Origin of the sequence: Vaginella massiliensis, assembly GCF_900089075.1 — a bacterium.
GTDB lineage: Bacteria > Bacteroidota > Bacteroidia > Flavobacteriales > Weeksellaceae > Weeksella > Weeksella massiliensis_A.
Window position 1 is genome coordinate 177,397 of sequence record NZ_LT593747.1, and the last position, 26,273, is coordinate 203,669.

24 protein-coding genes are annotated in these 26,273 nt (G+C 38.3%); 16 read left to right on the top strand and 8 right to left on the bottom strand.

What is annotated here, in order from left to right; translation table 11 throughout:
* The first annotated feature begins 2 nt into the window (after positions 1–2).
* From BN8061_RS08240 to lptB, 3 genes are read left to right on the top strand one after another with little or no spacing between them, the layout of a single operon-like run.
* Positions 3–1,232, top strand: coding sequence for an ABC transporter permease (locus BN8061_RS08240; RefSeq protein WP_068598308.1), 1,230 nt, complete (start codon positions 3–5; stop codon positions 1,230–1,232).
* Complete coding sequence (locus BN8061_RS08245; RefSeq protein WP_068598311.1) at positions 1,233–2,594, top strand: pyridoxal-phosphate dependent enzyme; 1,362 nt, start codon at positions 1,233–1,235, stop codon at positions 2,592–2,594. It begins immediately after the preceding gene.
* 15 nt (positions 2,595–2,609) lie between these two features.
* Complete coding sequence (gene lptB / locus BN8061_RS08250) at positions 2,610–3,338, top strand: LPS export ABC transporter ATP-binding protein (RefSeq protein WP_068598312.1); 729 nt, start codon at positions 2,610–2,612, stop codon at positions 3,336–3,338.
* Between the two features lie 38 nt (positions 3,339–3,376).
* Here lptB and BN8061_RS08255 read toward each other — a convergent pair whose 3' ends face one another.
* The 3 genes from BN8061_RS08255 to BN8061_RS08265 are packed head-to-tail and all read right to left on the bottom strand — an operon-like array spanning position 3,377 to position 5,534.
* Entirely contained in the window at positions 3,377–4,084 is a 708-nt protein-coding gene (locus BN8061_RS08255; RefSeq protein ID WP_068598313.1) for a nucleotidyltransferase family protein, read from the bottom strand.
* Positions 4,085–4,099: 15 nt separating this feature from the next.
* A complete protein-coding gene (locus BN8061_RS08260; RefSeq protein ID WP_068598315.1) occupies positions 4,100–4,525 on the bottom strand; it encodes a RapZ C-terminal domain-containing protein in 426 nt (141 codons plus the stop codon).
* Positions 4,518–5,534, bottom strand: coding sequence for an aminoglycoside phosphotransferase family protein (locus tag BN8061_RS08265; protein WP_068598317.1), 1,017 nt, complete (start codon positions 5,532–5,534; stop codon positions 4,518–4,520). The genes BN8061_RS08260 and BN8061_RS08265 overlap by 8 nt, the downstream gene beginning before the upstream one ends.
* 331 nt (positions 5,535–5,865) lie before the next feature.
* Here BN8061_RS08265 and BN8061_RS08270 point away from each other — a divergent pair, with 331 nt between their 5' ends.
* The 7 genes from BN8061_RS08270 (at position 5,866) to BN8061_RS08300 (ending at position 14,229) form a co-directional block, all read left to right on the top strand.
* A complete protein-coding gene (locus BN8061_RS08270) occupies positions 5,866–6,288 on the top strand; it encodes a hypothetical protein (RefSeq protein ID WP_068598319.1) in 423 nt (140 codons plus the stop codon).
* Positions 6,289–6,388: 100 nt separating this feature from the next.
* Positions 6,389–6,943: an RNA polymerase sigma factor gene (locus tag BN8061_RS08275; protein WP_068598321.1), complete on the top strand. Its 555-nt coding sequence runs from the start codon at positions 6,389–6,391 to the stop codon at positions 6,941–6,943.
* On the top strand, positions 6,927–8,243 hold the full coding sequence (locus tag BN8061_RS08280; RefSeq protein ID WP_068598323.1) for a hypothetical protein: 1,317 nt from the start codon (positions 6,927–6,929) through the stop codon (positions 8,241–8,243). Before BN8061_RS08275 ends, BN8061_RS08280 begins: the two co-directional genes overlap by 17 nt.
* 29 nt (positions 8,244–8,272) lie before the next feature.
* Positions 8,273–8,971: a pseudouridine synthase gene (locus tag BN8061_RS08285; RefSeq protein WP_068598325.1), complete on the top strand. Its 699-nt coding sequence runs from the start codon at positions 8,273–8,275 to the stop codon at positions 8,969–8,971.
* 10 nt (positions 8,972–8,981) lie between these two features.
* Positions 8,982–10,289 carry a tRNA lysidine(34) synthetase TilS gene (gene tilS / locus BN8061_RS08290; protein WP_068598326.1) on the top strand — a complete coding sequence of 436 codons (1,308 nt, stop codon included), beginning with the start codon at positions 8,982–8,984 and terminating at the stop codon, positions 10,287–10,289.
* Entirely contained in the window at positions 10,283–12,373 is a 2,091-nt protein-coding gene (locus tag BN8061_RS08295; protein WP_068598328.1) for a protein-disulfide reductase DsbD family protein, read from the top strand. The genes tilS and BN8061_RS08295 overlap by 7 nt, the downstream gene beginning before the upstream one ends.
* Before the next feature lie 317 nt (positions 12,374–12,690).
* The gene (locus BN8061_RS08300; RefSeq protein WP_068598330.1) at positions 12,691–14,229 is read left to right on the top strand and encodes a T9SS type A sorting domain-containing protein; all 1,539 of its coding nucleotides are present in this window, start codon (positions 12,691–12,693) and stop codon (positions 14,227–14,229) included.
* Between the two features lie 141 nt (positions 14,230–14,370).
* Here the strand turns inward: BN8061_RS08300 and pepE are convergent, their stop codons facing one another.
* The 4 genes from pepE to BN8061_RS08320 are packed head-to-tail and all read right to left on the bottom strand — an operon-like array spanning position 14,371 to position 17,777.
* The gene (gene pepE / locus BN8061_RS08305; protein ID WP_068598332.1) at positions 14,371–15,090 is read right to left on the bottom strand and encodes a dipeptidase PepE; all 720 of its coding nucleotides are present in this window, start codon (positions 15,088–15,090) and stop codon (positions 14,371–14,373) included.
* Positions 15,091–15,138: 48 nt separating this feature from the next.
* Positions 15,139–16,464 (bottom strand): ABC transporter permease, encoded by a 1,326-nt coding sequence (locus BN8061_RS08310; RefSeq protein WP_068598334.1) that lies wholly within the window; start codon positions 16,462–16,464, stop codon positions 15,139–15,141.
* On the bottom strand, positions 16,461–17,393 hold the full coding sequence (locus BN8061_RS08315) for an ABC transporter ATP-binding protein (protein ID WP_068598335.1): 933 nt from the start codon (positions 17,391–17,393) through the stop codon (positions 16,461–16,463). Before BN8061_RS08315 ends, BN8061_RS08310 begins: the two co-directional genes overlap by 4 nt.
* A 60-nt stretch (positions 17,394–17,453) precedes the next feature.
* Positions 17,454–17,777 carry an MGMT family protein gene (locus BN8061_RS08320; protein ID WP_068598337.1) on the bottom strand — a complete coding sequence of 108 codons (324 nt, stop codon included), beginning with the start codon at positions 17,775–17,777 and terminating at the stop codon, positions 17,454–17,456.
* A gap of 20 nt (positions 17,778–17,797) precedes the next feature.
* On the opposite strand from BN8061_RS08320, the gene BN8061_RS08325 reads away from it, so the two are divergent.
* The 4 genes from BN8061_RS08325 to BN8061_RS08340 all read left to right on the top strand — a co-directional run bounded on the left by BN8061_RS08325 (position 17,798) and on the right by BN8061_RS08340 (position 21,856).
* Entirely contained in the window at positions 17,798–18,343 is a 546-nt protein-coding gene (locus tag BN8061_RS08325; RefSeq protein WP_068598339.1) for a hypothetical protein, read from the top strand.
* A gap of 110 nt (positions 18,344–18,453) precedes the next feature.
* Entirely contained in the window at positions 18,454–20,223 is a 1,770-nt protein-coding gene (gene argS, locus BN8061_RS08330) for an arginine--tRNA ligase (RefSeq protein WP_068598341.1), read from the top strand.
* Positions 20,224–20,361: 138 nt separating this feature from the next.
* Positions 20,362–21,030: a monofunctional biosynthetic peptidoglycan transglycosylase gene (gene mtgA, locus BN8061_RS08335; protein ID WP_068599483.1), complete on the top strand. Its 669-nt coding sequence runs from the start codon at positions 20,362–20,364 to the stop codon at positions 21,028–21,030.
* Positions 21,031–21,136: 106 nt separating this feature from the next.
* Positions 21,137–21,856 (top strand): transposase, encoded by a 720-nt coding sequence (locus BN8061_RS08340; protein WP_235802717.1) that lies wholly within the window; start codon positions 21,137–21,139, stop codon positions 21,854–21,856.
* Between the two features lie 5 nt (positions 21,857–21,861).
* Here BN8061_RS08340 and kbl read toward each other — a convergent pair whose 3' ends face one another.
* Entirely contained in the window at positions 21,862–23,061 is a 1,200-nt protein-coding gene (gene kbl, locus BN8061_RS08345; protein ID WP_068598342.1) for a glycine C-acetyltransferase, read from the bottom strand.
* 74 nt (positions 23,062–23,135) lie between these two features.
* Between kbl and BN8061_RS08350 the strand changes: the two genes are divergently transcribed.
* Together BN8061_RS08350 and BN8061_RS08355 are read left to right on the top strand one after the other, a co-directional pair.
* Entirely contained in the window at positions 23,136–23,975 is an 840-nt protein-coding gene (locus tag BN8061_RS08350; RefSeq protein ID WP_235802718.1) for a GNAT family N-acetyltransferase, read from the top strand.
* A gap of 110 nt (positions 23,976–24,085) precedes the next feature.
* Positions 24,086–26,227, top strand: coding sequence for a M3 family metallopeptidase (locus tag BN8061_RS08355; protein ID WP_068598344.1), 2,142 nt, complete (start codon positions 24,086–24,088; stop codon positions 26,225–26,227).
* Positions 26,228–26,273: the final 46 nt, after the last annotated feature.

Here is a 26,273-nt window from a genome sequence, read left to right on the forward strand (position 1 = left end):
AATTGAATTTTACTTGGTGGTTTGCACAAAAAATAGCAAAAGATCGCAATAATAAGAATAATCTGGCGAAGACGATCATCACGGTAGGTCGGGTGGCAGTAGCTTTGGGCATCATCGTTTCAATGATTTCTATCTCTACTGGTGTTGGAGCTCGCAAAGCGATTAAAAGCAAACTGGCCGATTTCAACGGACATGTGACCATCAAAAATTACAACAGCAACATTTCGCTCAATTCAGATTCTCTATCCATAAAACAGGCTTTTTACCCAAACTTTACCACTGTTCCAGAGGTTGAGCACATACAAGCTGTTGCCATGCGTAGTGGCGTGATAAGAACTGCAGAAACTTTTAGTGGCGTGGTTTATAAAGGAGTTGGAACTGATTTTGATGCAAATCGATTCGAAGATTTTTTGATAAAAGGAAGGATTCCGGCTTTGAAATCGAACGAATTTTCGAATGAGGTTGTGATCTCAGAAAAAATTGCCAACGAACTCAAATTGGATGTCGACAGCTCTTTTGTGATGTATTTTGTAAAAGATGAATCCAAACCAATTTACCGCAGATTTGATGTTGTGGGATTGTATAGAACCGACATCAAAAATTTTGATGATGTTTATTTAATCGGCGACATCAAGCACGTGCAACGACTCAATGAATGGGATATTCTCACAGTAGGATCGTTTGAAGTTTTTGTAAAGGATATCGAAAAAATAGACGCCGTAGCCGATAAAATAAATGATGAAATCGGCTATAATCTCTATGCAGAGTCGGCTTCGCAATCTTTTGCACAAATCAATGATTGGATCAATATCTTCGATAAAAATATTGTGGTCATTGTGATCATCATGTTGTTCGTGGTGGTCATCAATATGATCATGGTGCTGTTGATTTTGATTTTAGACCGTACTCCTTCGATCGGATTGTTGAAGGCTTTCGGCGCAACAAACTGGCGAATTCGTAAGTTGTTTGTAAATTATGCAATTTTGATAATGATTCCGGGGCTTATCGCCGGGAATTTCATCAGTTTAGGATTTCTTCTTATTCAGAAATATTTCAAACTCATCAAACTTCCATCAGAAAATTATTATTTATCCTATGCACCTGTCTACTTAGATGTTAAATATATCATATTGTTAAATTTAGGAGCGATTATAATTTGTGCAATTGTGTTACTTTTGCCAACATATCTCATTGCCAAGATTTCGCCATCAAAAGCAATAAATTTTAAATAGATGAAATACGCAAACAACATATTAGAAACCATTGGGAATACCCCACTGGTGAAAATCAATCACCTGACCAAAGACTTACCTTGTACCGTCTTGGCAAAAGTAGAATATTTCAATCCAGGACACTCTTGTAAAGACAGAATGGCTTTGAAAATGGTTGAAGACGCCGAGCGAGATGGACGATTGCAACCCGGCGGCACCATCATCGAAGGAACGTCGGGCAATACTGGTATGGGACTCGCCTTGGCTGCAATTGTAAAAGGTTATAAACTCATCTGTGTCATCACTGATAAACAATCGAAAGAAAAAATGGATATCTTACGGGCAGTGGGAGCAGAAGTCATTGTTTGCCCTACAGATGTAGAGCCAGACGATCCGCGTTCTTACTATTCGGTTTCGAAAAGATTGGCCGAAGAAACGCCTGGAGGTTGGTATGTCAATCAGTACGATAATCCTTCGAATACACAAGCAAATTACGAACAAACCGGGCCAGAAATTTGGCAACAAACCGAAGGGAAAGTAACGCATTTTGTAGTAGGAGTAGGAACGGGCGGAACCATTTCTGGTGTGGCTAAATATTTGAAAGAACAAAACCCGAAGGTTAAAATTTGGGGTGTCGACACCTACGGTTCTGTTTTCAAGAAATACAAAGAAACTGGGATTTTCGACGAAAACGAAGTTTATTCTTACGTTACCGAAGGCATTGGGGAAGATATTTTACCTCAAAATGTTGACTTCGATTTGATCGATGGATTTACCAAAGTTACCGACAAAGATGCCGCAATCTACACTAGAAGATTGGCTTTGGAAGAAGGAATTTTTGTAGGAATGTCTTCAGGTGCTGCCATTAAGGGATTGTTGCAATTGAAAGACCAATTTGGTCCAGACGACGTGGTGGTGGTCTTGTTCCACGACTCGGGTTCACGGTATGTGGGCAAAATTTTCAACGACGATTGGATGCGAGATCGAGGATATTTAGACCAAACCTTTTCACAAGCGATCAATCTTATTCAAAATCATGTCGATACGCCTTTGGTTGTTGCACGCACAGAAGAGTTGGTTGCCCATGCTTTGGATCGAATGCGACAATACAAAATTTCTCAAATTCCGGTAAGAGATGCCGAAGGATTTGTAGGCAGTTTAGACGAGTCGGCACTATTTCAAGCCTATTTATCTGATCGTAACATAGCCGAAAAACCGATAAAAGATTTGATGGGTAAACCTTATCCAATTGTACAAGAAAATACATCGATAGAGGAGGTTTCGAAATTAATAACCAATGATAATCAGGCGGTTTTGGTGGAGTTGGCAAACGGAAAATTTCACATCATTACCAAGCACGATATCATCAATTCTATTCAATAAAAACAACCCAAGGGCATGATATTAAAAGGACAAAATCTTGTCAAAGATTACGGTAAAAAACATGTGGTAAAAAACGTTTCGTTCCAAGTAGAACAAGGAGGAATCATTGGTTTACTCGGCCCAAATGGAGCAGGGAAGACGACCTCGTTTTATATGATTGTGGGTTTGGTAAAAGCAACGGCAGGAAAAGTTTTTTTGGACAAGCATGATATTACCGAAGATCCCATGTACAAACGTGCCCAAAAAGGAATTGGATATTTGGCGCAAGAAGCATCAGTTTTTCGAAAACTCTCGGTAGAAGACAACATCAAGTCGGTGTTGCAGTTTACCAAATATTCTAAAAAGGAACAGCAAATGCGCACCGACGCTTTGATCGAGGAATTTAGTTTGGAACACGTTCGTACCAATCGAGGCGATTTGTTGTCTGGAGGTGAACGCCGAAGAACAGAAATTGCTCGTTGTTTGGCGACCGAGCCCAAATTTATCTTGTTAGACGAGCCTTTTGCTGGTGTGGATCCGATTGCGGTAGAAGACATTCAGAAAATCGTTCGCTCGCTGAAAGATAAAAATATTGGAATCTTGATCACCGACCACAATGTTTCGCAGACCTTAGCCATTACCGATAAAACCTACATCATGTTCGAAGGTAAAATCTTGAAAGAAGGTTCGCCAGAAGATTTAGCGAACGACCCAGATGTTCGTCGTGTTTATTTAGGTGAAAACTTCCATTTTCAACAGATATAAAAAAACAAATCCTCTAAGTTTTCTCAGAGGATTTTTTTTTACTTAAAATATTTTTCGGCCTCCAAGACACTTTCGGGTCGGCCGACATCTATCAGCTGATAGTCACTATGGTTGTAACCCAAAATTTGCTCGTTTTTCATCAGCTGCATATAAACTTGCATGATCGAGAATTTCCCTTCTTTTTCCATCAAATCAAAAAGTTTTGGATTGATGACGTGAATGCCACTAAAAGCGTATTCATACAAGCGGAGTTCAGTATTTGCGATGATTTCTTCTTCCGTTTTCAGATTACGCCAACCTTGTAAACGCATGTCGTTGGTAAACAACAATTTTCTCGATGATTGTCGTTCGCTTACTGCCAAACTTACCAATGGATGATGAGTTTGATGAAAGGCAATGAGTTTGCTCAACGGAAAATCGGTGAGGATATCGACATTCATGACCAAAAAATCGTCATCGAAATATTGTCTTACATTCAGCAATCCTCCGCCAGTTTCCAAAACTTCGGGTTCATATACAAGTTGAATGTTGATACCGAAATTTTTATTTTTATCTAAAAAATCTTCAATCTGATCGGCAAAATGATGGGTATTGATGATAATTTCGGTAACACCAGCGTTTTTCAAATATTCAATATTGCGTTGCAACAATGTTTTCTGGTTTACCAAAGCCAATGCTTTGGGATGTTTCAAGGTAAAGGGCTGCAAACGAGTGCCTAGACCAGCAGCAAATAACATAGCTTTCATGGCGCAAAATTGTATTTAATAGGGTTGATTGATCCAGTTTTTGGCTTCCTGAACCACATGTTCTACGGTAATATTCGCTTCAGGGAATTTTGTTGCAATGTGTTTTGCAGTGGCATCAGCAGCGTAAACCGATCGGTGTTGCCCGCCTGTACAACCAAAATTGATCTCTAAATTTTCGAAATCTCGAATCAAATAATCTTCAATCGAAATATCGATGACTTGAAAAACTCCTTCCAAAAAGGTCAACATTTTAGTTTCGGTTTCTAGATAATTGATAACGTCTACATCTCGACCAGTTTGCGTCTTGTATTCGGCAATTCTACCCGGATTCAAAATGCCGCGACAGTCGAATACAAAGCCTCCGCCATTGCCAGAATGATCGGTCGGGATACCTCCCTTTTTGTATGAAAAACTTCGCACGTTTATGTTCAGTTTAGCCATTGATTTTATGATTTATATGTTCTAATGTCCTTGGGGCAATCAACAGATTGATAATGTGTTTCAATTCGTTGTAATCATCTAAAATCGAATAGGAAGTTATGGATTTTAGATTTTCTAATCCATACGCAATACTCTCTACAAAATGTGGTTTTCGTTCGATCAAACCTCGCAAACCGTAGGCTCCCAAAACCTGTAACAATCGAGCAACAACGCAATATTGATAAGAGCGTTCAGCATCTTCGGCTTTTACGGTGGTATCGCATTTCATCACCTGATCCAAGTAATAATGGTATAATTCTTCTTTGAAATTTTGATCCAAATTTGCTTTTGCTTGCCAAATCAGCGAAACCAAATCATAGAAAATTGGACCGAATAATCCTCCTTGATAATCGATAAAATAAGGCTTTTGATCCTTAATCATGATATTTCGCGACTGAAAATCTCGAAAAACAAATCCGCTTGGCGAAAGCTGATCGAATTGGACAGCAAACGAATCAAAATCGGCAATCATTTTGCCTTGATTGTAATTGATTTCTAAAAGATTCAAGAAATAAAACTTGAATTGAAATAAATCTCTTAAAATCAGTGTTTTATCTAATTTTGGGTACGAAAATGTTTGATGAAAATCGATCGCAGTTCGACCTTTGAGCTGAGCTTCTGCCAGCCTCGATACAATTTCGAAATAATAGGTTTTTGCTTGATTCGAATCCCGAGATAGCACATCCATCAAGCTGGTATCGCCCAAATCTGTTTGCACATAAAGACTCTGATCTTCGTTGCAAATCAAAACTTTGGGATAATTTGTGCCAACTGTATTCAAACGCTCGGTAAAATCAATGAAAACTCGATTTTCTTCTAAATTATCACTTTCTGCCAAAATATAGGATTGATTTGCTGACCAAAATCGGTAATATTTCCTCGCCGATCCGCCACCCGATAGCAATTGAAGGGTTTCGATTGCCGTATTGGAAAAATGTTGATTCAGAAACTGAATGATTTTAGGATTCATACTGCAAATATCTATATTTTTGAATGAAGTCTAATTCTAAAATCGATTTTGTTTGTTGCCATTCAATTAATCTTTGTCGATTGAGCATTAGCCCAAAAAAAACTTCTGTTAGATTGAATTCCATTCGATCGGTTTTATCAATTTTACAGAATCGAAAAATGTAAGAACAGAAATTTTATACAAAAAAATAAGATGTAATATGTTGGTTAAGAGATTTTATAATTTATATCAATATAAAAAACAATCTAAATTTTGAAAAAAAACAATCATGAGACGCAACCTTTCTGCATTTGATTCATCTTATAAGTATAAGAATTAAAATTTTAGACACATGAGAAATTTAGTTGTAGGAGGATTATTATCGTTGGGATTATTGTTTACAAGTTGTTTGGATGACGAGTTCGAAGGGCCAAACACCACATTAGAATATTTGGCAACAGACAGCATACAAGTAGATAGCGTGTATAGTATAAGAACCAAGATTCCGTTTAAGGTCTTTTATACCTTACCAGCTTCTAATTATAGTTTTTACAATTTTCAGGATATTCGAACAGATCGTACTCAAGACAGTGTACAAGAAGTTGCCGTAGTGGTGGCAAAGAAAGAAGGGATATCTGACAATACTGTAAAAGCAGAAAACAGAACTTTGGTGTTTTCGCCGTCGAGAACGGGTAAATATGTCTTCAAGTTTTACTCGGGAAAAACACCAGGCGGAACTCCAACTTTTGTGCGCAAAGAAATTCGAGTAGAATAAACTGAAGTTTTGTTCTTATCAAGACGGATTGTGAATTTATCTCTTATTTTTATAGAGGCTAAGATTCACCATCATCAACACGTTAATTGTTTGACAAACTTTGAAGCTTTCTATCGACCATATTATACTAAAATGTCAGCGAAATGAGGATCAAGCACAGCGAGAATTATATCAATTATATTCTCATGTGCTTTTCTCTATTTGTAAGCGTTATGCCGCGAACGATGATGATGCAAAAGATTATTTTCAAGAAGGATTCATTACCATTTTTCAGAAAATAGATCAATATAAATTTCAAGGTTCTTTTGAAGGTTGGGCAAAACGCATCATGGTCAATACTTGCCTCGAAAAGTTGAGAAAAACCGAAGCCATACACGATGAATTGAATGATAATACCATTGCTGGAGAAGAATGGATTGATGAAGAAGCCTACACGATTTCTTACCAAGAATTGCTCGATATCGTAAGACAACTTCCACCCCAATACCGCAAAGTTTTTAACCTGTATGTTTTCGAAGAACTGAAGCATCAAGAAATTGCGCAAATGCTTGGAATTTCGGTCAATACATCGAAATCAAATTTGGCACGAGCACGGCAAATTTTAGTACAAAAAGTAGAAGATTTTAATAAAAAGAAGAATGAAGAAAATAGATGATTTGTTCAAACAACAACTGACGCAACCGCAAGAACCACCTGCAGATTCTTGGGCTACGATAGAAGAAGCTTTGCATCCTAAAAAGAAAAAAAACAGAGCGATTCCGCTTTGGGTTTATGGGTCGACGGCGGCGAGCCTGTTGCTGGTCGGAATCTATTTTTATTTCGATAGGAATCCAATTCATCATACCGAAAAAGAAAAACATTATACCAACTCGAAAATCGTAAAACAATCGGGAAATACCAAGATTGAAGATAATTTAACCGAAATAGAAGCGATTGAGGCGAAAAATGAAATCAGAGAAAATTTTGAAAATTCAACTCAAAATTCGAGTAAATATTCTTTCAATCCGATCTATTTTCATGATGAATACGATCATCTGTATTCAAAAGTTGAAAATAATTATTTAACTGAAAATCAATTAACTTGCTGTACGTTTGTCTATCAAATAACACGTGAACAAAACTTGATAGATTTACAACCAGTAGCAGAAAATGCAAAAAACGAAGATGATATTTACCAAGCTATTCAGCATCACGAAATGAATTTATCTAAAGCCAAACCAAAATCGTCCACTGCCCAATGGAAGGTGATGGGTTATACTTTGGCCAATAAAATAGCCAATCAAAACCAATCGTTGTTGTTTGACGATGCTCGCTCGCAACAAATTCAAAATCAGTTGGTTGTGGGCTATGGTGCAAAAGTCAGTTATCAATTGAATGATAAATTGGCGCTTCGTACGGGTATTGCAAAATTAGATTTTCGACAACAAACCCAAAATATACAAATAGAAAGCGTGGGTGCTCGAAATGCGATGATAAATTCAAAATCAGAGACTTACAATTCCAACATCCGTTACAAAAACAATGTGAGGGTTTTATCTTCCAAAGGCGTGGTAGATCAGCAGTTTCAGAGTGTTTCGAATAGAACCAATTTGCAAAATCAACTGATTCAACAAATCGGTTATCTCGAACTACCAGTAGAGGTTGAGTATAAATTGCTCAATACAAAGCGCTTAGAACTTGGTTTGGTCGGAGGGACGAGTGCGATGATTTTAGCAACGAATCAGATTTCGGCTAGAATAGCAGAGAACGAGGTTGTGGATGTTGGCGAAGCCAACAATTTGAATCCCATCAGTTTTAGTGGAAATGCAAGTATGAAATTGGGGTATAAGGTGAATGAACGAATTTCACTCAACCTCGAACCTTCTGTGCATCATCTATTCAATGCGGTGAGTAATGTACCATCAAAAGATCAAACAATTGTAGGAATCAATACAGGATTATCGATAAATTTTTAAACTATCGAGCTTCTTTTTATTTTTGTTCGATGTTAGAAATTCTATACCGAGACCAACGCCTAATTGCCATCAACAAACCAGCAGGATTATTGGTTCATCGTTCATACTATGCACGCGACGTGAAGCAATTTGCGGTGCAAGAACTGCGAAACCAAATTGGTCAACATGTTTACCCAATTCATCGATTAGACAGAAAAACTTCGGGTGTCTTATTGTTTGCACTCGATACCAAAATGTTAACCGAGATGAATACGCTATTCAACACACGTGAGGTAGAAAAAGAGTATTTTGCCATCGTGAGAGGGTATACCATCGATCGAGAACTTATCGATTACCCTTTGACCAACGATAATGGTGTCTTGCAAGAAGCACAAACCTATTACGAAACCTTATATCGTGCCGAGATCGATTTGCCGTTTGGGCAACATCCAACCTCGCGTTATTCGCTCGTAAAAGCTTTGCCACAGACGGGTAGAATGCATCAGTTGCGCAAACATTTTCGTCATATTTATCATCCGATTATCGGCAGTAGACCACACGGATGCAACAAACAAAATAAATTGTGGGCAGAGCAATTCGACCTGCATCAAATGATGTTGTGGGCAAGGGGTTTACGGTTCACTCATCCCGAAACAAAACAATCTGTAAGCATTAGTTCTTCTCCTTCGGATGAATTTCAGCGCGTTTGCAAAATTTTAAACATTCCATTAGCCAATTTTATTTCCTAATTTTGCTTAGATGGAAAAACAGCAACTCAACATTCATCTTCAACAACTTCTCTCCAAGCATCAGTTGCAACACAAACGGTTTTTGCTTGCCGTGAGCGGTGGCGTCGATAGCATGTTGTTGTTGGATGTATTTCTGAATCTTCGATTAGATTTTAAGGTGGCGCATGCCAATTTTCAATTACGGGGCGAAGCGTCAGACGCCGATGAAGATTTGGTGAAAAAAATCTGTAATCGAAATCATATCGAATTGTTTACCAATCGCTTCGATGTGCAAGCTTACCAACAAATCGGAAATTATTCTGTAGAAATGGCTTGTCGAAATTTGCGTTACAATTGGTTTGAAGAATTACTGCAGCGAGAACAGCTCGAGGTTTTGGTAACGGCTCATCATCTCAACGATCAGTTGGAAACGTTTTTCATCAATCTTTCTCGTGGTTCGGGGATCAAAGGATTGGGGGTTATGCAGACTTATCAACATGCTATTTTTCGGCCTTTTCTGACTTTATCACGTGATCAAATCGAGCAGTTGGCACAGGCATTGGACGTCGAGTGGCGCGAAGATGAAACCAATCTGACCAACGATTATTTGCGAAATTACATTCGGCACGAAATCAGTCCGAAACTAGACGAATTACATCCGACTTTTCTATCCAACTTTCAAAAATCCGTCAGGCATCTTCAAGACGATTATCAGCTGATTTTACAACAGATAGAAAGCGTAAAAATACAATTGTTTAACACTGGAAATGATGAGGTTATAAAAATAAACATCGCCCAATTAAAGGCTTTGCAACCTCGAAAAGCCTATCTGCATTATCTTTTCAAAGAATACGATTTCGAAGCAAAGGCAATAGAAAAATTGTTCGATGCCTCAACAGGAGCCGAGCTCAGCAACTCAAAATTTAGGCTATTAAGAGATCGAGATTTTTTGTTATTAGCTCCAAAAAAACAAGATTTTTGGAAAGAATTAACCTTTCATGTTAGTGAAAATCCTTATTATTGTGCGAATTTTGTTTTTCAAAAATCTAAAAATCATCCCTTATATTGGGATGAAACTTTGGATGCCGATCTCATACAATCTCCTTTGACGCTTAGAGAAATTATACCAGGAGATACTTTTTACCCGTTGGGAATGACGAGGAAGAAAAAAATAAGTAAATTTTTGAAGGATGAAAAAGTCTCTAAATTCGATAAAGAAAAGGTAAAAATCTTGGTAGATGCAGAAGGCAAAGTATTGTGGGTTGCGACCTATAGAATCGATAATCGTTTCAAAATAAGTGAAAACACCAACAATTTTTTAAATATCAAATTATGTTAAAATACATCTGGCTCTTTTTATTACTACCCTTTACATTGAATGCGCAGTTCTTCACGCCTGTGAAATGGACTACTAGCGTAAAAGAGGTAAGTCCGAAAGAATTCGACATCACCGTTTCTGGTAAAATCGATAAAGGTTGGCACCTTTATTCGATGAAGCATCCCGACGGCGGAATTGGTATTCCAGCGAGTTTTACGGTAACGCCCCACAAAGGAATCCAATTGGTTGGAAAACCAAAAGAAATAGGAAAGTTGATTGACAAATACAGTACAGTTTTTGAGCAAGATGAAAAATATTACGAAAACAACGTACAATTTGTTCAACGGGTAAAAGTACTTGGAAATCAGCCAACTGAAGCGACTTATTTAGTGGAGTTTCAGATGTGTGATGCCGAAAAATGCTTGCCTCCAGATGAATATTCTAGTCAGGTAAAATTGATTTCTGAGCTGAAAGAAGTTGTTGAAGAACAAGCCGAAACGGTAAAAGAAGAAGCCAAAGAGCTTGTTGCGTTACAAGAAATAGATTCGGTGAATCTTCAACAAGCCGAAAATTCGAACGATAGCCTCATTGCACAAGACACCGTTGCTACTGCTGCGAAAAAAATAGCAGTTGATGAGTCGTATCTTTCTGATGCTGAGAAAAATAAAAATGGTTTGTGGCGGATATTCATCCTTGGATTTTTGGGCGGATTAGCTGCTTTGCTCATGCCGTGTATATTCCCAATGATTCCGCTTACGGTGAGTTTGTTTACAAAACAGAGCAAAACTAGAGGCGAAGGAATCGGAAAAGCAATCATTTACGGGCTTTCGATCATCTTCATTTATGTATTGCTGGGACTTGTGGCAACGAAAATTTTCGGAGCTTCTGCCCTTAATGAAATGTCGACCAACCCGTGGGTGAATTTAGCATTTTTTGCGGTATTCATTGTTTTTGCCCTGTCATTTTTTGGCGCTTTCGAATTGACTTTGCCTAGCAAGTGGATCAATTTTGCAGACAAAGGAGCAGACAAAGGCGGCATGATCGGGATTTTTTTCATGGCGTTTACCTTGGCTTTGGTTTCGTTTTCTTGTACCGGTCCAATCATCGGGACGCTCTTGGTGCAAGCTACACAAGAATCCAATTATTTTGCTCTCATTATGGGGATGCTTGGATTCTCTTTAGCATTGGCAATACCGTTTACCTTATTTGCCATGTTCCCGAGTGCCCTCAATGCTTTGCCAAAATCTGGAGGATGGCTCAATACCATCAAGGTTTCTTTAGGATTTTTAGAATTAGCATTGGCATTCAAATTTTTGTCAAACGCCGATTTAGTATGGCAATTACATTGGCTCGAGCGTGAATTGTTCATCGCTATTTGGGTCGGAATTTTTGTATTGCTTGGATTGTATTTATTAGGAATGTTCAAATTAACTTTAGACAGTTCAGATCAGCGAATTGGCACTACGCGTTTGATGTTTGCAGTACTCACCTTTTCTTTTGTTTTTTATCTCCTTCCAGGACTTTGGGGAGCTCCAATAAAATTGTTGAGCGGACTCCTACCTCCGTTGCAATACGCCGAATCGCCAAATGGTTTAGGCGGCAGCATGAGTACGACTTCGGAAAATACCACACGATTCGACGATCCTCATTTGATGAGCGGACCACACGGAATTCCGGTTTTCAAAGATTTCGATTTCGCTAAAGAATATGCTCAGAAAGTAAACAAACCGATTCTGATAGATTTTACAGGTCATGCTTGTGCAAACTGTAGAAAAGTAGAAGATAGGGTTTGGATAGATCCGCGAGTGAAAAAAATTTTGACCGAAGATGTAGTTGTCGCTTCTCTATATGTCGATGAACGAAAAGAATTGCCCGAGTCTGAAAAAGTATTTTCAGAAGCTTTGGGAAGAAATCTACGCACAATCGGGAACAAATGGACAGCCTTCGAAATAGAACACTTCAAGGCGAACGCTCAACCATATTATATTTTGGTAGATGAAAATCTTACGCGTTATTCCAAACCGATGGAAGCCGAATATGATATTGATGTCTACCTGAAATGGCTAAATGATGGCATCGAACAATACCGATTGAAAAGGAATTAATCAAAATAAATTCAGTGCTTTTGCGCTGGATTTTTTTTTAAATTTATGTAGCGAATTATTTAGTTATAATGAATCTTGCTGTGTAATTATTTTTTTACCAACTTTTGTTCATAGATTTCAATTCACTTGTTAGCAGTAATTTTTTTATTAAACCATAAAAAAGAAGTGCAAATTGTTAAAAATCAATTGTATAAAATGATTTATTTGTAGAAAATTCTTCTATCAATACTTATTTAAGGCGATATGTATTCTAGAATCGTTCTTTTATGCGTTATTTTTATTATACTTTTGCTTTTTGATAAAAAATTGAATAAAACATGAAAAAACATCTTTACTCCCTCGCCTTTTTATTGAGTTCCCTTGCAATGGGGCAAATCCACATCGGAAATGACACTTATTCTTCCAATCTTCCCATTTCTGTTTTCTATAATTATACCTATTCGCAATCGATCTACAAAGCTACTGCTATAGGTACTGCCGGAAATATAAATGCGATAGAATACACCATGAAAGCAGGTAGCAATCTGAATAATTCTGATCTGGTCGATGTCTATTTGTCACACAAAAAAGACGACGAATTCCTTTCGACAACCGATTGGTCGCCTTATTCTGAGTTGACCAAAGTGTATTCTGGTAACTTGGTTTTGGGAAGTGACAACAAAGTGAAAATTGTTTTCGACCAAGAGTTTGCTTACAATGGTGTAGATAATTTGGTGGTTACCGTGCACGAGAAAAAAACTGGATATGGCAGTTTTTCAAGCGCTTTTATAGGAACGATGGCGTCGAGCAATTCGTCATTGTATCGTAGAGAGTTGTCTGATTCTAGTGTTATCGATCCTGCAAATTTAGGAACGGGAATATTGTACAATATTCTTCCCAATATCACGATTTACGGATTAGAAAGAGAGAATTCTGTGCCAAGTTGTACCAAAGCAGTACTACCAGCAGATGGTGCAACCAATCAGATTTTTTTACCAAAAATAGTTTATGATGCAGCGGCCGGAGCAGAAAAATATTTGGTTTCGGTAGGAGATGAAGAAGGAAACTGGAACATCGCCAATCGTGTTGATAATGAAGATTATTTGGACTTTTTCTTCGTTTACGAACTGAAACCGAATACGAAACATTATGTGCAAATAACGCCTGTAAATGCTGTAGGAGAAGCAGAAAATTGTCCGATCACAACTTTTACTACGGCGATGCCGGTAGAAAACGATAATTGTTCTACGGCAGAAGTAGTTGGTGGCTTGCCTTATGCTAAGGATATTGACGGAAGCTTTGCTTCTAACTCAGAAGGTCCTGTAGAATGCGATGGCGTTGGTGTTGCAAACGACGGTTTGTGGTACGTGGTAGAAGGGAACGGAGGCGATATTACCATAAAAGTAACCCCTACCTCTTTTTGGGATCCGCATATTGTAGTAAAAGAAGGCAGCTGCCAAGAGAATTTATGTGTGGCAAATGTAAACGATCATTCTTTTTCTCAGGCAGAAACGGCAACTTTGTACAATACAGTAGAGGGTAAAAAATATTATATAAATATTGGAGCAACCTCTATTATCGATTTTACAGCAGGAAAATTCAATCTAGAAATTACCACCAACAAAACGATGGGCGTTTATGATGTTCATTTGAATAAAACTAAAGTTTATCCGAATCCAACAAAGGATTTTTTAACCATAGAAAATGCTGAAAATTTCGTTGCATACGAATTGATTGATGCGATTGGAAGAAGTGTTAGAAGTCAGCAACTTGTTGGAAAACAAATAGATGTGCAGAACCTTTCGAATGGGGTTTATATCCTGAAATTAATAACCAAAGACCGCAAAGAGATTGTACAAAAAATTGTAAAAAAATAATCGTTTTTTTTGTACGTAATTGTGTTAACGCAAAAGGTGAGCCTGTGGCTCACCTTTTTTAGTATTACAAAAATATAGCAAATGCAATTGTTGGTCTATTTTTTTTTGGTAATGTGACTTGTGCAAAATGCGTTTGTCGCGTTACTGTAGAAATGAAAGTAAAGAATTGTCAGGTAAAATGCTAAGCAGCTGAAAGGGTTTGGTAAAAAGTAAAGCGTCCAAATGACCTTTCAAAATAATATCGCCATTTTCTACTTCGAGCCAGCTACCTTCTTTCAATCCGAGAACAGCAATATCGTTTTGCGTTAAAAACTCTTCGATTCGTTGTTCGCGCGTTTCACCTTTGTGTGTCGAGTTTGGATCTGCAACCAAAAAATGCGGATTGATGTTGAACGGTAAGATGCCCAATGCCTCAAAACTTGGCGGATACACAATGGGCATATCGTTGGTCGTGCCTATCGTTTTACCCGTAATATTGCTACCAGCGCTGGTCCCAATATAAGGTGTACCTTGCAGAATGGTTTCTCGCAAACAGTCTACCACATCGAGGTTGTAAAGCGTTTTGAGTAACAAAAATGTATTGCCACCGCCAGTGAAGATCGATTTAGCGCGTCGAATTGCGGTTGGTTTATCTTCGAATTCGTGCAGTCCATAAACCTTTATCTGCAGGTCTTTTACAGCCTCCTGTACCTTTTGGGTGTAGGCTTCGTAGCTTATTCCGCCGGGTTGAGCATAGGGAATGAAAAGTATTTCGTCGGTTTGGATGAATTGTTGAATTTCTTCTCGAATGTATTCTAAAAATCCACTTCCGTAGATGGTACTTGTACTGATGACCATCATTCTACATACCTTGTTTATCATACTTGTTTTTTTGTAAAAAAATCACGAAATGCTTCGGGAATGTTTGGGTTAGTTTTTATAATTAATCCATTTCAACATTTCTTTTAAACTTGGTTTTTTACCAAACATCAGAATACCAACTCGGTAAATTCTCGCTGCAATCCAAATCATCAAAATAGTGCTAATCGCGAGTATGCTAAGCGATAATAAAATTTGCCAAAATGGTACGTCGTAGGGTAATCGAGTCATCATCGAAATAGGCGAGGTGAGCGGAAACATCGATAACCAAAATGCTACAGGACCATCTGGATTTTGCACCGTAGACATACTGCCATACAAGCCTATCATCATTGGAACCAAAGGTAAAAAAGTAAATTGTTGGGTGTCGGTATCATTGTCTACTGCCGAACCTATGGCGGCAAAAATACTGCTGTAAAACAAATATCCTAAAATAAAAAATCCTATAAAAGCAAAGATAATTAATGGATAATTCAAGTCGAGCAGAGCCATAGAAACCGAATTGATTTGCTCCAAAACATCGGAGTTGTTGGTAAGGTTTTCCATGTCGGAATTTGCCGCTAAGCTGCCCTGATTCATTTCTATTCTCGAAGCCATCAACGCCGGAAAAGCCAACGCCAAAATCAAAGTCATGGCAATCCAAATGATGAATTGGGTTGTGGCAACCATTGTGGTACCCAATATTTTACCCATCATCAGTTCGAACGGTTTTACCGAAGAGATGATGATTTCTACTACTCGGTTTTGTTTTTCTTCTACCACAGAGCGCATCACCCGCACGCCATAAATCATGATGAACATGAAAATGATGTAACACAAAAACATCGACAAACCTACTTTTACAGCCAAGCCGTTATCTTCCTTGCCTTCTTTTACATTGAAAATTTTGAGGGCAATATTCGATTTTGAATTTTCGATCGCTTTAGCATCCACTCCTCTGTTGTGGAGTTCCATTTCTTCTATTTTCTTGTCGATTACCGTTTTTATTGCAAGTCGTTCGTCCATACCCAAATTTCCGTTGGTATAGAGTTGGGTGTTGGTTTTTATGGCGTTCAAATTGGTTTCGTTTCCAACCGGTATATGCAGCAAAGCGCTCACATACTCACTACCGTTCAAGGTGTCTTTGATACTGTTGAGCTCGTCTTTGGAATAAAACGAGTAAGAGGTATTGGCGTCCGATTTGAAGCTGGTGATAAACAACGAACTCTCATCGACAACTGCTATGTTTTGATGTTGTTTGTTGATGACGCTAAACCAAACAATCGCTGCAATTGCTAAAATGATGAGCAAAGGCGACATGATGGTCATGATGATAAAAGATTTGTTTTTTATTTGCGTAAGAAATTCGCGGTAGGCAACTAATAAGATTTGTTTCATAATGTAGGATGATTAGAAGCATGCACTGCTTGTAAGAAAATATCGTTCATCGATGGGATGATTTCATTGAATTGATGAATCTCTCCAACTTGGGTCAACTGTTTCAACAGATCATTTGGTGACGTGGTTTTGTCTAATTGAATATCGAAGCTGTAAAAATCATTATTTTCTGAAATATTATGCAATTCATTCGATTGTTTGAAGTTTTCGAATACAGAAGCATCTACCCGGTTCAACCATACTTTGTATTTTCCTGTTTTGTACAAATTTCTCACTTCTTCAATCGTTCCGTCTAAAACTTTATTCGACAGGTTGATTAGTGCTACGTGGTCACACATTTCTTCAACCGACTCCATGCGATGGGTAGAGAAGATAATGGTCGTGCCTTTGTCGCGCAGTTCCAAAATTTCGTTGGCAATCAAATGAGCATTTACAGGGTCGAATCCACTGAAAGGTTCGTCGAATATCAACAAATCGGGTTCGTGAATTACGGTAATCACAAATTGTACTTTTTGTCCCATCCCTTTCGATAGTTCGCCCAATTTTTTGTTCCACCAAGAAGAGATTCCCAGTTTATCGAACCAATATTGTGTTTTTGCTTTGGCTTCGGCGTTAGTCATCCCTTTGAGTTTGGCAAAATACATGGCCTGTTCACCAACTTTCATGTTTTTGTAGAGTCCACGTTCTTCGGGCATGTAGCCAACGTGTTGTATACTATCTTTACCAAGGGGTTTTCCGTTCAACAAAATTTCACCTTCATCTGGCGCCGTAATCTGATTGATGATTCGTATAAAAGTTGTTTTTCCGGCACCATTCGGCCCAAGTAAACCGTAAATAGATCCTCTCGGAATGTTCAGGTCAAAAGCATTCAATGCAGTTTTGTCGGCATATCGTTTGGTAACTTTCTTTGCTTCTAGTAAATAGTCCATTTTATCGTTATATCGTTCACAAAGTTAGTAATCCTTCGGGTGATAATGTTACATCCCGATTTAAATTTCTGGCCACAAATTTTCTTCGAAGTTCATGATTTTATCATTTTCTACAACAAATCCTTCATTTTCTAATAATTGTTGCATCAATTCTGGTGGGTGAAAATGTGCTTTGCCAGTCAGCAAACCATTACGATTCACTACCCGATGCGCTGGAATTGTTTCATCTAGATGGGCGTGATTTAGAGCATATCCCACCATTCTAGCCCCAGTTTTTCCGCCAACGATTTCGGCAATACGCCCATAAGTAGAGACTTTTCCTTCAGGAATTTGTCTTACAATTTTATAAATTTTATCGTATATTGACTCTCGATTGTCCGTCATATTGTTGTAAATTTATTCAAATGAAAGATAATAATCATAAAGTTCATATAAAATCGATACGATCGCGTCCACGATTCAAAGTTTTTTCGACGAGGAGCAAAAAAGTAGTCGAAGAATTGATTCGCAAACATTTGGCATTCAATCCAGATTTGGGCGGCTATTGCAACGATTTGCAAGCGATAATTCGTGTACGAAAAGAAAAAAACAAATATTGGTCGCCACAATTACAACTCAAACTCGAACCAAATGAAGACGATCAGCAGGTTTTGGAAATGCGCGGCGTGCTGGGGCCAAGACCGAGTATTTGGACGTTTTTTATGTTTTCGTATGGCTTTGCTGGCGCTTTGACGCTCACCGTGGGGATTTATGGTTTGGTAGAATGGATGTTGGGCATGGGTAATTTTTGGATTTGGTCTTTAGTTTTGTCCGCCCTTATAACGGCGCTTACCTATGCGGCTGCGAAATACGGTCAACACTTGTCAAAAGATCAGCTCGAGCGTTTGCATCAGTTTATAGACGATATTTATGCCGAGGGTGGTTTTTCGCATCATCATCCGAAAAATTAATTTATAATGCGTATCAAAAAAAATTGATGCTTTTTTCTACCGAAATACTGAGAAATTTCACTATTCAAGACTCAGAATGTTGTAAATTTGCGCCATTAATAATGATAGCGATGAATACCAAACAACAATTAATCCTCCAACTTCTTTCTGCGATCGAAAATTTATACCAAATCAAAGTAGAGCAAATCGAAATTCAATCGACCCGAAAAGAATTCGAGGGTGATTATACCTTAGTTGTTTTTCCATTAATAAAATCTCTGAAAAAGAAACCCGAAGATATCGGACAAGAAATCGGTGATTATTTACTTGCACAACAGCAAATTGCAGCCTACAACGTGGTGAAAGGTTTTTTGAATTTGAGTCTAAAGGATTCTGATTTCTTATTGAACTTCGACCAAAATGTGAATAATCCTACGTACGGACTCGCTACTGCTGGTGAAAATGCTAAAACCGTAATGGTCGAATACTCATCACCCAACACCAACAAACCGCTACATTTGGGGCATGTGCGCAACAATTTATTGGGCTATGCTGTTGCCGAAATCATCAAAGCCAGCGGGGCGAACGTGATCAAAACTCAAATTGTAAACGATCGAGGAATTCATATCTGTAAATCGATGATTGCTTGGGAAAAATTTGGGAATGGTGAAACGCCAGAAACTTCGGGAATCAAAGGCGATCATTTGGTAGGAAAATATTATATAGAATTTGATCAGCATTATCGCGAGCAAATAAAAACGCTAATGTCGCAAGGCATGACAGAAGAGGAAGCTAAAAAACAAGCGCCAATCTTTTTAGAAGCGCAAGAAATGTTGCGCAAATGGGAAGCAAACGATGCCGAAGTGAGAGCCTTGTGGGAAAAAATGAACACTTGGGTTTACGATGGTTTCGAGGAAACTTACCGCAGACTGGGCGTCGATTTTGACGAGTATTTGTACGAAAGTAATACCTATATTTTGGGTAAAGATTTGGTAGAAGAAGGCTTGGCAAATGGGGTATTTTATCGCAAAGAAGACGGCTCGGTTTGGATAGACCTCACCGAAGACGGACTGGACGAAAAATTGGTTTTACGATCAGATGGTACATCGGTTTACATCACGCAAGATTTTGGAACTGCTGTCGAACGATTCAAAAAACACAAGCTGAACGAATTGATTTATGTGGTTGGAAATGAGCAAGATTATCACTTCAAAGTTTTGTTTTTGATCCTGAAAAAATTGGGGTATGATTGGGCAGATCATCTCGAACATTTGTCGTACGGCATGGTCGATTTGCCACATGGTAAAATGAAATCACGCGAAGGAACCGTGGTGGATGCCGATGATTTGATGCAAGAGATTTACGAGACAGCAAAAGAAATTTCGGAAGAATTGGGCAAACTCGACGGTTATACCCAAACCGAGAAAGAAAAGCTCTATGAGATTATTGCGATGGGAGCGCTCAAATATTTTATTTTGAAAATCGACCCTAAAAAACGAATTCTTTTCGACCCGAAAGAAAGTGTAGATTTCAACGGTAATACCGGTCCTTTTATACAATATACCTATGCTCGAATTCAATCGCTGTTGCGAAAAGAAACGCCACAAAAAATGGATTGGACCAACTTGCAATTATCGTTGTTGGAGAAAGAAATTTTACGCGCATTGAACGATTTTGAAGAAACGATTCAGAAAGCTGCCAAAGAATTGAGTCCGGCAATTATCGCCAATTATGTGTACGATTTGGTAAAATTATTCAATTCATTCTATCAAAACACGCCTATCTTGAAGTCTGAAGATGAGCGCACAAAACATTTCAGGCTCAACCTTTCGTTGATGGTAGCCAATACCATCGAATCTGGACTGAGACTGTTAGGAATTGGCGTGCCAGAACGCATGTAATAATTAACCATAAAAAAGAGTTATCGCTGAAGGCAGTTTTTATCTGTGTTTTGTTCATTTTTTTGTAGGTTTGATCGAAGCTGTGGCAAAAAGAATATTTATACAAAAATTTTACAATTTTAAAGCTTTTCAATGATTATCATACGATTTCTCAAACGATTGTTGCTCGTGCTCTTGATTTCGCATTTGGTTTATCTAATTGCGCTCAAATGGGTAAATCCGCCGATTACCATTACTCAATTATCCCAAATGATCAATCAAAAAAAATTGAAACGCGATTATATTGCGTACAACGACATGGGCATCAATAGCAAATTGGCGGTCATTGCATCGGAAGATCAACTGTTTCCGACACATAACGGATTCGATTTCAAAGAGATGGAGAAGGCTTATCAAGATATTCAGAAAGGAAAACGATTTAGAGGCGGTTCTACGATTTCGCAACAAGTTGCAAAAAATGTTTTTTTGTGGCAAGGACGATCTTGGGTGAGAAAAGCTTTAGAAGCCTATTTTACCTTTATGATCGAGATGATTTGGGGAAAAGAACGAATTTTGGAAATGTATTTGAATACGTCGGAAATGGGAATTGGCGTTTTCGGGATAGAAGCGGCTTCGGATTATTATTTCAATAAACCAGCAAAAGACCTTACAGCAAGCGAGGCGGCACGTATTGCTGCAGCTTTGCCAAATCCAAGAAAATATCGGGTGAATCCTCCGTCTCCTTACATTAGTGCTCGAGCGTCTGCCATTCAGCGGCATATGCGAAACCTGAGAGGTTCTAAAGTTTTTGAAGAATTATTAAAATAAAAGAAGCCGTCTCACAACTGAGGCGGTTTTTTTATATAAATAATGGATTGATTATTAGGTGGTTAATATAGAATTCACTATATTTAACTACTTAATTTTCAGCGAAATGAACTATAGAATTAAAGAATATAACCAATCCCAAAACTGGTTATTTCCACCTTCGATAGAAGAATTAATTCCGACTAATCATCCAGTAAGAATCGTAAACAACGTAGTTGAGAAGATAGACTTAAAACCTCTTTTAGAAACTTACAGTCGGGAAGGTCATCCTAGTTATCATCCTAAAATGATGCTCAAAGTGATGGTTTACGCTTATATGGACAATATTTATTCCAGTAGAAAGATCGAAAAAGCCCTCAATGAGAACATAAACTTTATGTGGCTTTCTGGTAGAGAAAGCATCGACCATAATACGATAGCCCGATTTCGAAGCAATAAGTTAAAAGCCGTATTCAAAGACATCTTCAAACAAGTGGTATTGCTTTTGGCAGAAGAAAAATTAGTGAGTCTCAAACGAGTTTATACAGACGGCACCAAAATAGAATCGGTAGCTGGAAGATACACCTTTGTCTGGGGAAATTCCATCAAGACCAATCGGGAGAAAATGATCAAACAATTAGAGGATATGTGGCAATACGCGCAGTGCGTTGCTGATGAAGAAGACCAAGATCCCGAGCCACCGGAGTTCAAAAAACTTGATCCTGAAAAAGTCCAACAAGCCGCAGATAAAATCAACCGAATCCTAAAAGAAAAGTCTGACGATCCAAAGAAAAAAGCCAAATCCCGTTACATCCAAAAGAATTTTGCGCCNCATTATCCTTTCTAAAAAAATTATTTTATTACGCCCAATTCTTTTCCTACTTTGGTAAAAGCAGCAATCGTATGATCGAGTTGTTCTTGTGTATGAGCTGCAGAGAGTTGTACACGAATTCGAGCTTTCTCTCTCGGTACTACAGGGTAGAAGAAACCAATCACATATACGCCTTCTTCCAACAGTTTGTCTGCCATTACTTGCGACAGTTTCGCATCGTACAACATTACCGGTACAATTGCAGCATCGCCTTCTGGAATATCAAAACCAGCGGCAAGCATTCCTTTACGGAAATAATCTGCATTCCACATTACTTGATCTCGTAGCGAGACGTCTTTGTCCAACATATTCAGCACTTCCAATGCAGCACCTACAATTCCAGGAGCTAGAGAATTCGAGAACAAATATGGTCGCGAACGTTGACGCAACATTTCGATCACTTCTTTTTTACCCGAAGTGAAACCACCCATCGCGCCACCAAGTGCTTTACCCAAGGTAGAAGTGATGATGTCTACTCGTTCCATTACGTCGCAGTATTCATGCGTACCACGCCCTGTTTTTCCCATGAATCCTGTTGCATGCGAATCGTCTACCATGACCAAGGCATCGTATTGTTCTGCCAAATCGCATATACCTTTCAGGTTGGCAACAATTCCGTCCATCGAGAAAACTCCGTCGGTTACAATGATTTTGAAACGGTGTTTTTTTTCAGACGCAGCTTTCAACTGAGCTTCCAAATCTGCCATGTCGTTGTTTTTGTAACGATAGCGAGCAGCTTTGCACAAACGCACTCCATCGATAATGGAAGCGTGGTTCAACTCGTCTGAAATTATCGCATCTTCTTCGGTAAACAATGGTTCGAATACGCCACCATTTGCATCGAATGCAGCCGCGTATAAGATGGTGTCTTCCATGCCCAGAAAATCTGCGATTCTTTTCTCCAAGGTTTTGTGAATATCTTGCGTTCCGCAGATAAATCGTACCGATGACATTCCATATCCACGCTCGTCTAAGGTTTTTTGTGAAGCCTTGATTACAGAAGGATTATCAGAAAGTCCTAAATAGTTGTTGGCACAAAAATTCAAAAGTTTTTGTCCGTTTTCTAATGTTATTTCGGTACTTTGCGGAGAAGCAATGATTCGTTCTTTTTTGAAAAGCCCTTGTGATTCTAAATCATCCAATTGAGCTTGTAAATAGTTTTTAAAGTTTGTACTGTACATTTCACTTTTGTTTATGAACAAATATAAAAAATACAAATAAGAATTGCGTAAATTTGAACGCTAAGAAAGATTTTATGCTCGAAATTTTATATTTAATTTATATTGCTTTTCGTTTTGGCTTGTTAGCAAAGCGTTACAGTCGCAATGTATACCTCTGGGTTGTTTTGTCTGGAATTTTTTATATCGTGTGTTTGATGTTTTTGTCGTTCAACGTAACGCTTTTTTCAACACTCAAAGTTCTGCCGTCTATCGAAGAAAACAACGACCAATACATGGTATGGTTGCCTATAATTGCTGGATTGTTGGTGGCTTTCGGAATTCATAAAATTGTAGAAATGTCTTTTCAGAAAGATCAAGCGTTCGAAGAATTGGACCGCACTGTCGAGAAAAAATCGATCGAACCCGTGCCAAAACCAGATTATTACTATTACTTTCATCAAGTAAATTTGTCAAACGTTCATCATATTAGACCTTTGGCAGAGAAAATTTGGGCAAATACTTATGGCGAAATTCTCTCGCAGGATCAAATCGAATACATGATTCCCATGATGTACGACACCGATAAAATCTTACAAAATGTAACCGATGGGCAACAATGGGAGATTCTGAAAGTTGACAATGTTTCCGTTGGCTATTTGCATTATTATATCGAAGAGGATTCTAAAATATTTCTGTCTAAGCTGTATTTGGATCCCGATCTTCAACACAAAGGATTGGGCTTTGCGATGTTGCAACATGTGATAGATTTTGGTAGAAAACATCAAGTAAATTCAATCTATCTCACCGTAAATCGAAACAACACGAAGGCGATAAAGTTCTACGAGCGCAACGGATTTAGCAGCGTTAGGGAAGAACAATTTGACATCGGTAACGGATATATCATGGATGATTTTATCTATCAATTATCGATCTAAAATCATCCTTTTTTATCCAACAGCGTCAATTCTAAATTCAAGAATTGGCGTTTTTTTATATGATTTTAGGGTAGAATGATTAACTTTACTTGAATTTATTATATAAAAAAATGAAAAGAATAATCTACACTTTAGGGATGGCAAGCATGCTCATCGGTTATAGTTGCAATTCTTCGAGCGTGATGAGTGAGCAGAATACTACAGAAAAATTGGATCCTAAATATTCCAACAATCCGTTTTTTGTCAAAAGTTCTTTGCAGTATCAAGCGCCAGAATTCGACAAGATAAAAAATGAGCATTACAAACCAGCATTCGATTTTGGTTTGGCTCAACAGTTGAAAGAGATAGAAGCTATCTTGGCAAATAACGATAAACCAACCTTTGAAAATACGGTTCTTGCTTTAGAAAACAGCGGTGAAGTTTTGGGACGAGCACAAATTGTTTTTTACAATTTAGCCAGTGCCAATACCAACGATGAAATACAAAAGTTACAACGAGAATACGCTCCGATTTTTGCTGCACATCGCGATAAAATTTATTTGAACGAAGCTTTGTACAAACGTTTCAAACAGGTAGAGACCTCGAAATTGGATGCCGAAAGCAAGCGCTTGGTAGAATATTATTTACAAAATTTTGAAATTGCGGGCGCTAATCTCAATGCCGATCAAAAATCGAGATTAAAAACCATCAATCAAGAGTTGGCAAGCCTTTCGACCGAATTCAGTTCGAAATTGTTGAAAGCTCGTGAAGAAGGAGCTGTGGTATTTGACCATATAGCAGATTTAGACGGTTTATCGTCTGATGAAATAGCCGCGGCAAAAGCTGATGCTGAAGCTGCAGGTTTCAAAGGAAAATACCTTCTGAATTTACAAAACACTACGCAACAACCCGCTTTACAAAGTCTGACCAACAGAAAATCTAGAGAAAAACTGTTCAAAGCTTCTTGGCAAAGAGCCGAAAAAGGAGATGCCAACGATACCCGTGCTACGATTGATAAAATAGCGAAATTACGTTTAGAAAAAGCACAACTCTTTGGTAAGCGAAATTTTGCCGAATGGAAGTTGCAAGACCAAATGGCAAAAACACCCGAAGCGGCTTTCGAACTGATGCAACAATTGGCAAAACCCGCAATAGAAACGGCTAAAGTTGAAGCAAAAGAAATTCAATCTTTAATCGATAAACAAAAAGGCAACTTCAAATTAGAGCCTTGGGACTGGAATTTCTATGCAGAACAAGTCAGAAAAGCGAAATACGATTTGGATGAAAACGAAATCAAACCTTATTTCGAGCTGAATAATGTGTTGGAAAAAGGCGTGTTTTACGCTGCTGAAAAATTTTACGGATTGACCTTCAAAAAACGAACAGACCTCCCTGTATATCATCCAGATGTGATGGTGTATGAGGTGTTCGACCGCGATGGTTCGTCTTTGGCGTTGTATTATTTGGACTTTTATACGCGCAACAACAAAGGCGGTGGTGCTTGGATGAATAATTTTGTGGAGCAATCGCATAATTTGAATCAGAAACCTGTCATCACGAATGTATACAATTACCAAAAACCAGCTGCAGGCAAGCCGACTTTATTAACGTTTGATGAGGTCATCACGACTTTTCATGAGTTCGGACATACCTTGCACGGATTATTTGCCGACCAAAAATACAAATCACTTTCGGGTACCAATGTCCCACGCGATTTTGTTGAATTCCCTTCGCAAATCAACGAGCATTTTGCTTTGGTACCAGAGGTATTGGCAAATTATGCATTGCATTACGAAACCAAGAAACCCATGCCCAATGCATTGGTAGAAAAAATAAAGAAAGCAGCAAACTTCAATCAGGGCTATTATACCTCCGAATTGGTGGCAGCAGCAATGCTCGATATGACCTACCATACGGTGACTTCTGCCGATGAATTGATTCCAGTTTTGGAATTTGAGAAAAATGCCCTCAATCGATCTGGATTGAACATGAAAGAAGTTCCGCCGCGTTATCATTCACCCTATTTTGCACATGTTTGGGGTGGTGGCTATTCAGCAGGATATTACGCTTATATTTGGTCAGAAACCTTAGACTCTGACGCTTGGGAATGGATAGAAGCTAATGGAGGAATGACGAGAAAGAATGGCGATCGTTTCAGAGCGTATATTTTATCTATCGGAAATGCAAAAGATTTGAACAAAGCCTTCGAAGATTTTACAGGTCGCAAACCCAGTATCGATCCATTGTTGAGACGTAGAGGTTTCAAAAAATAAACATAAAAAAGCGGTCGAATCGATCGCTTTTTTTTGCGTTATCAAG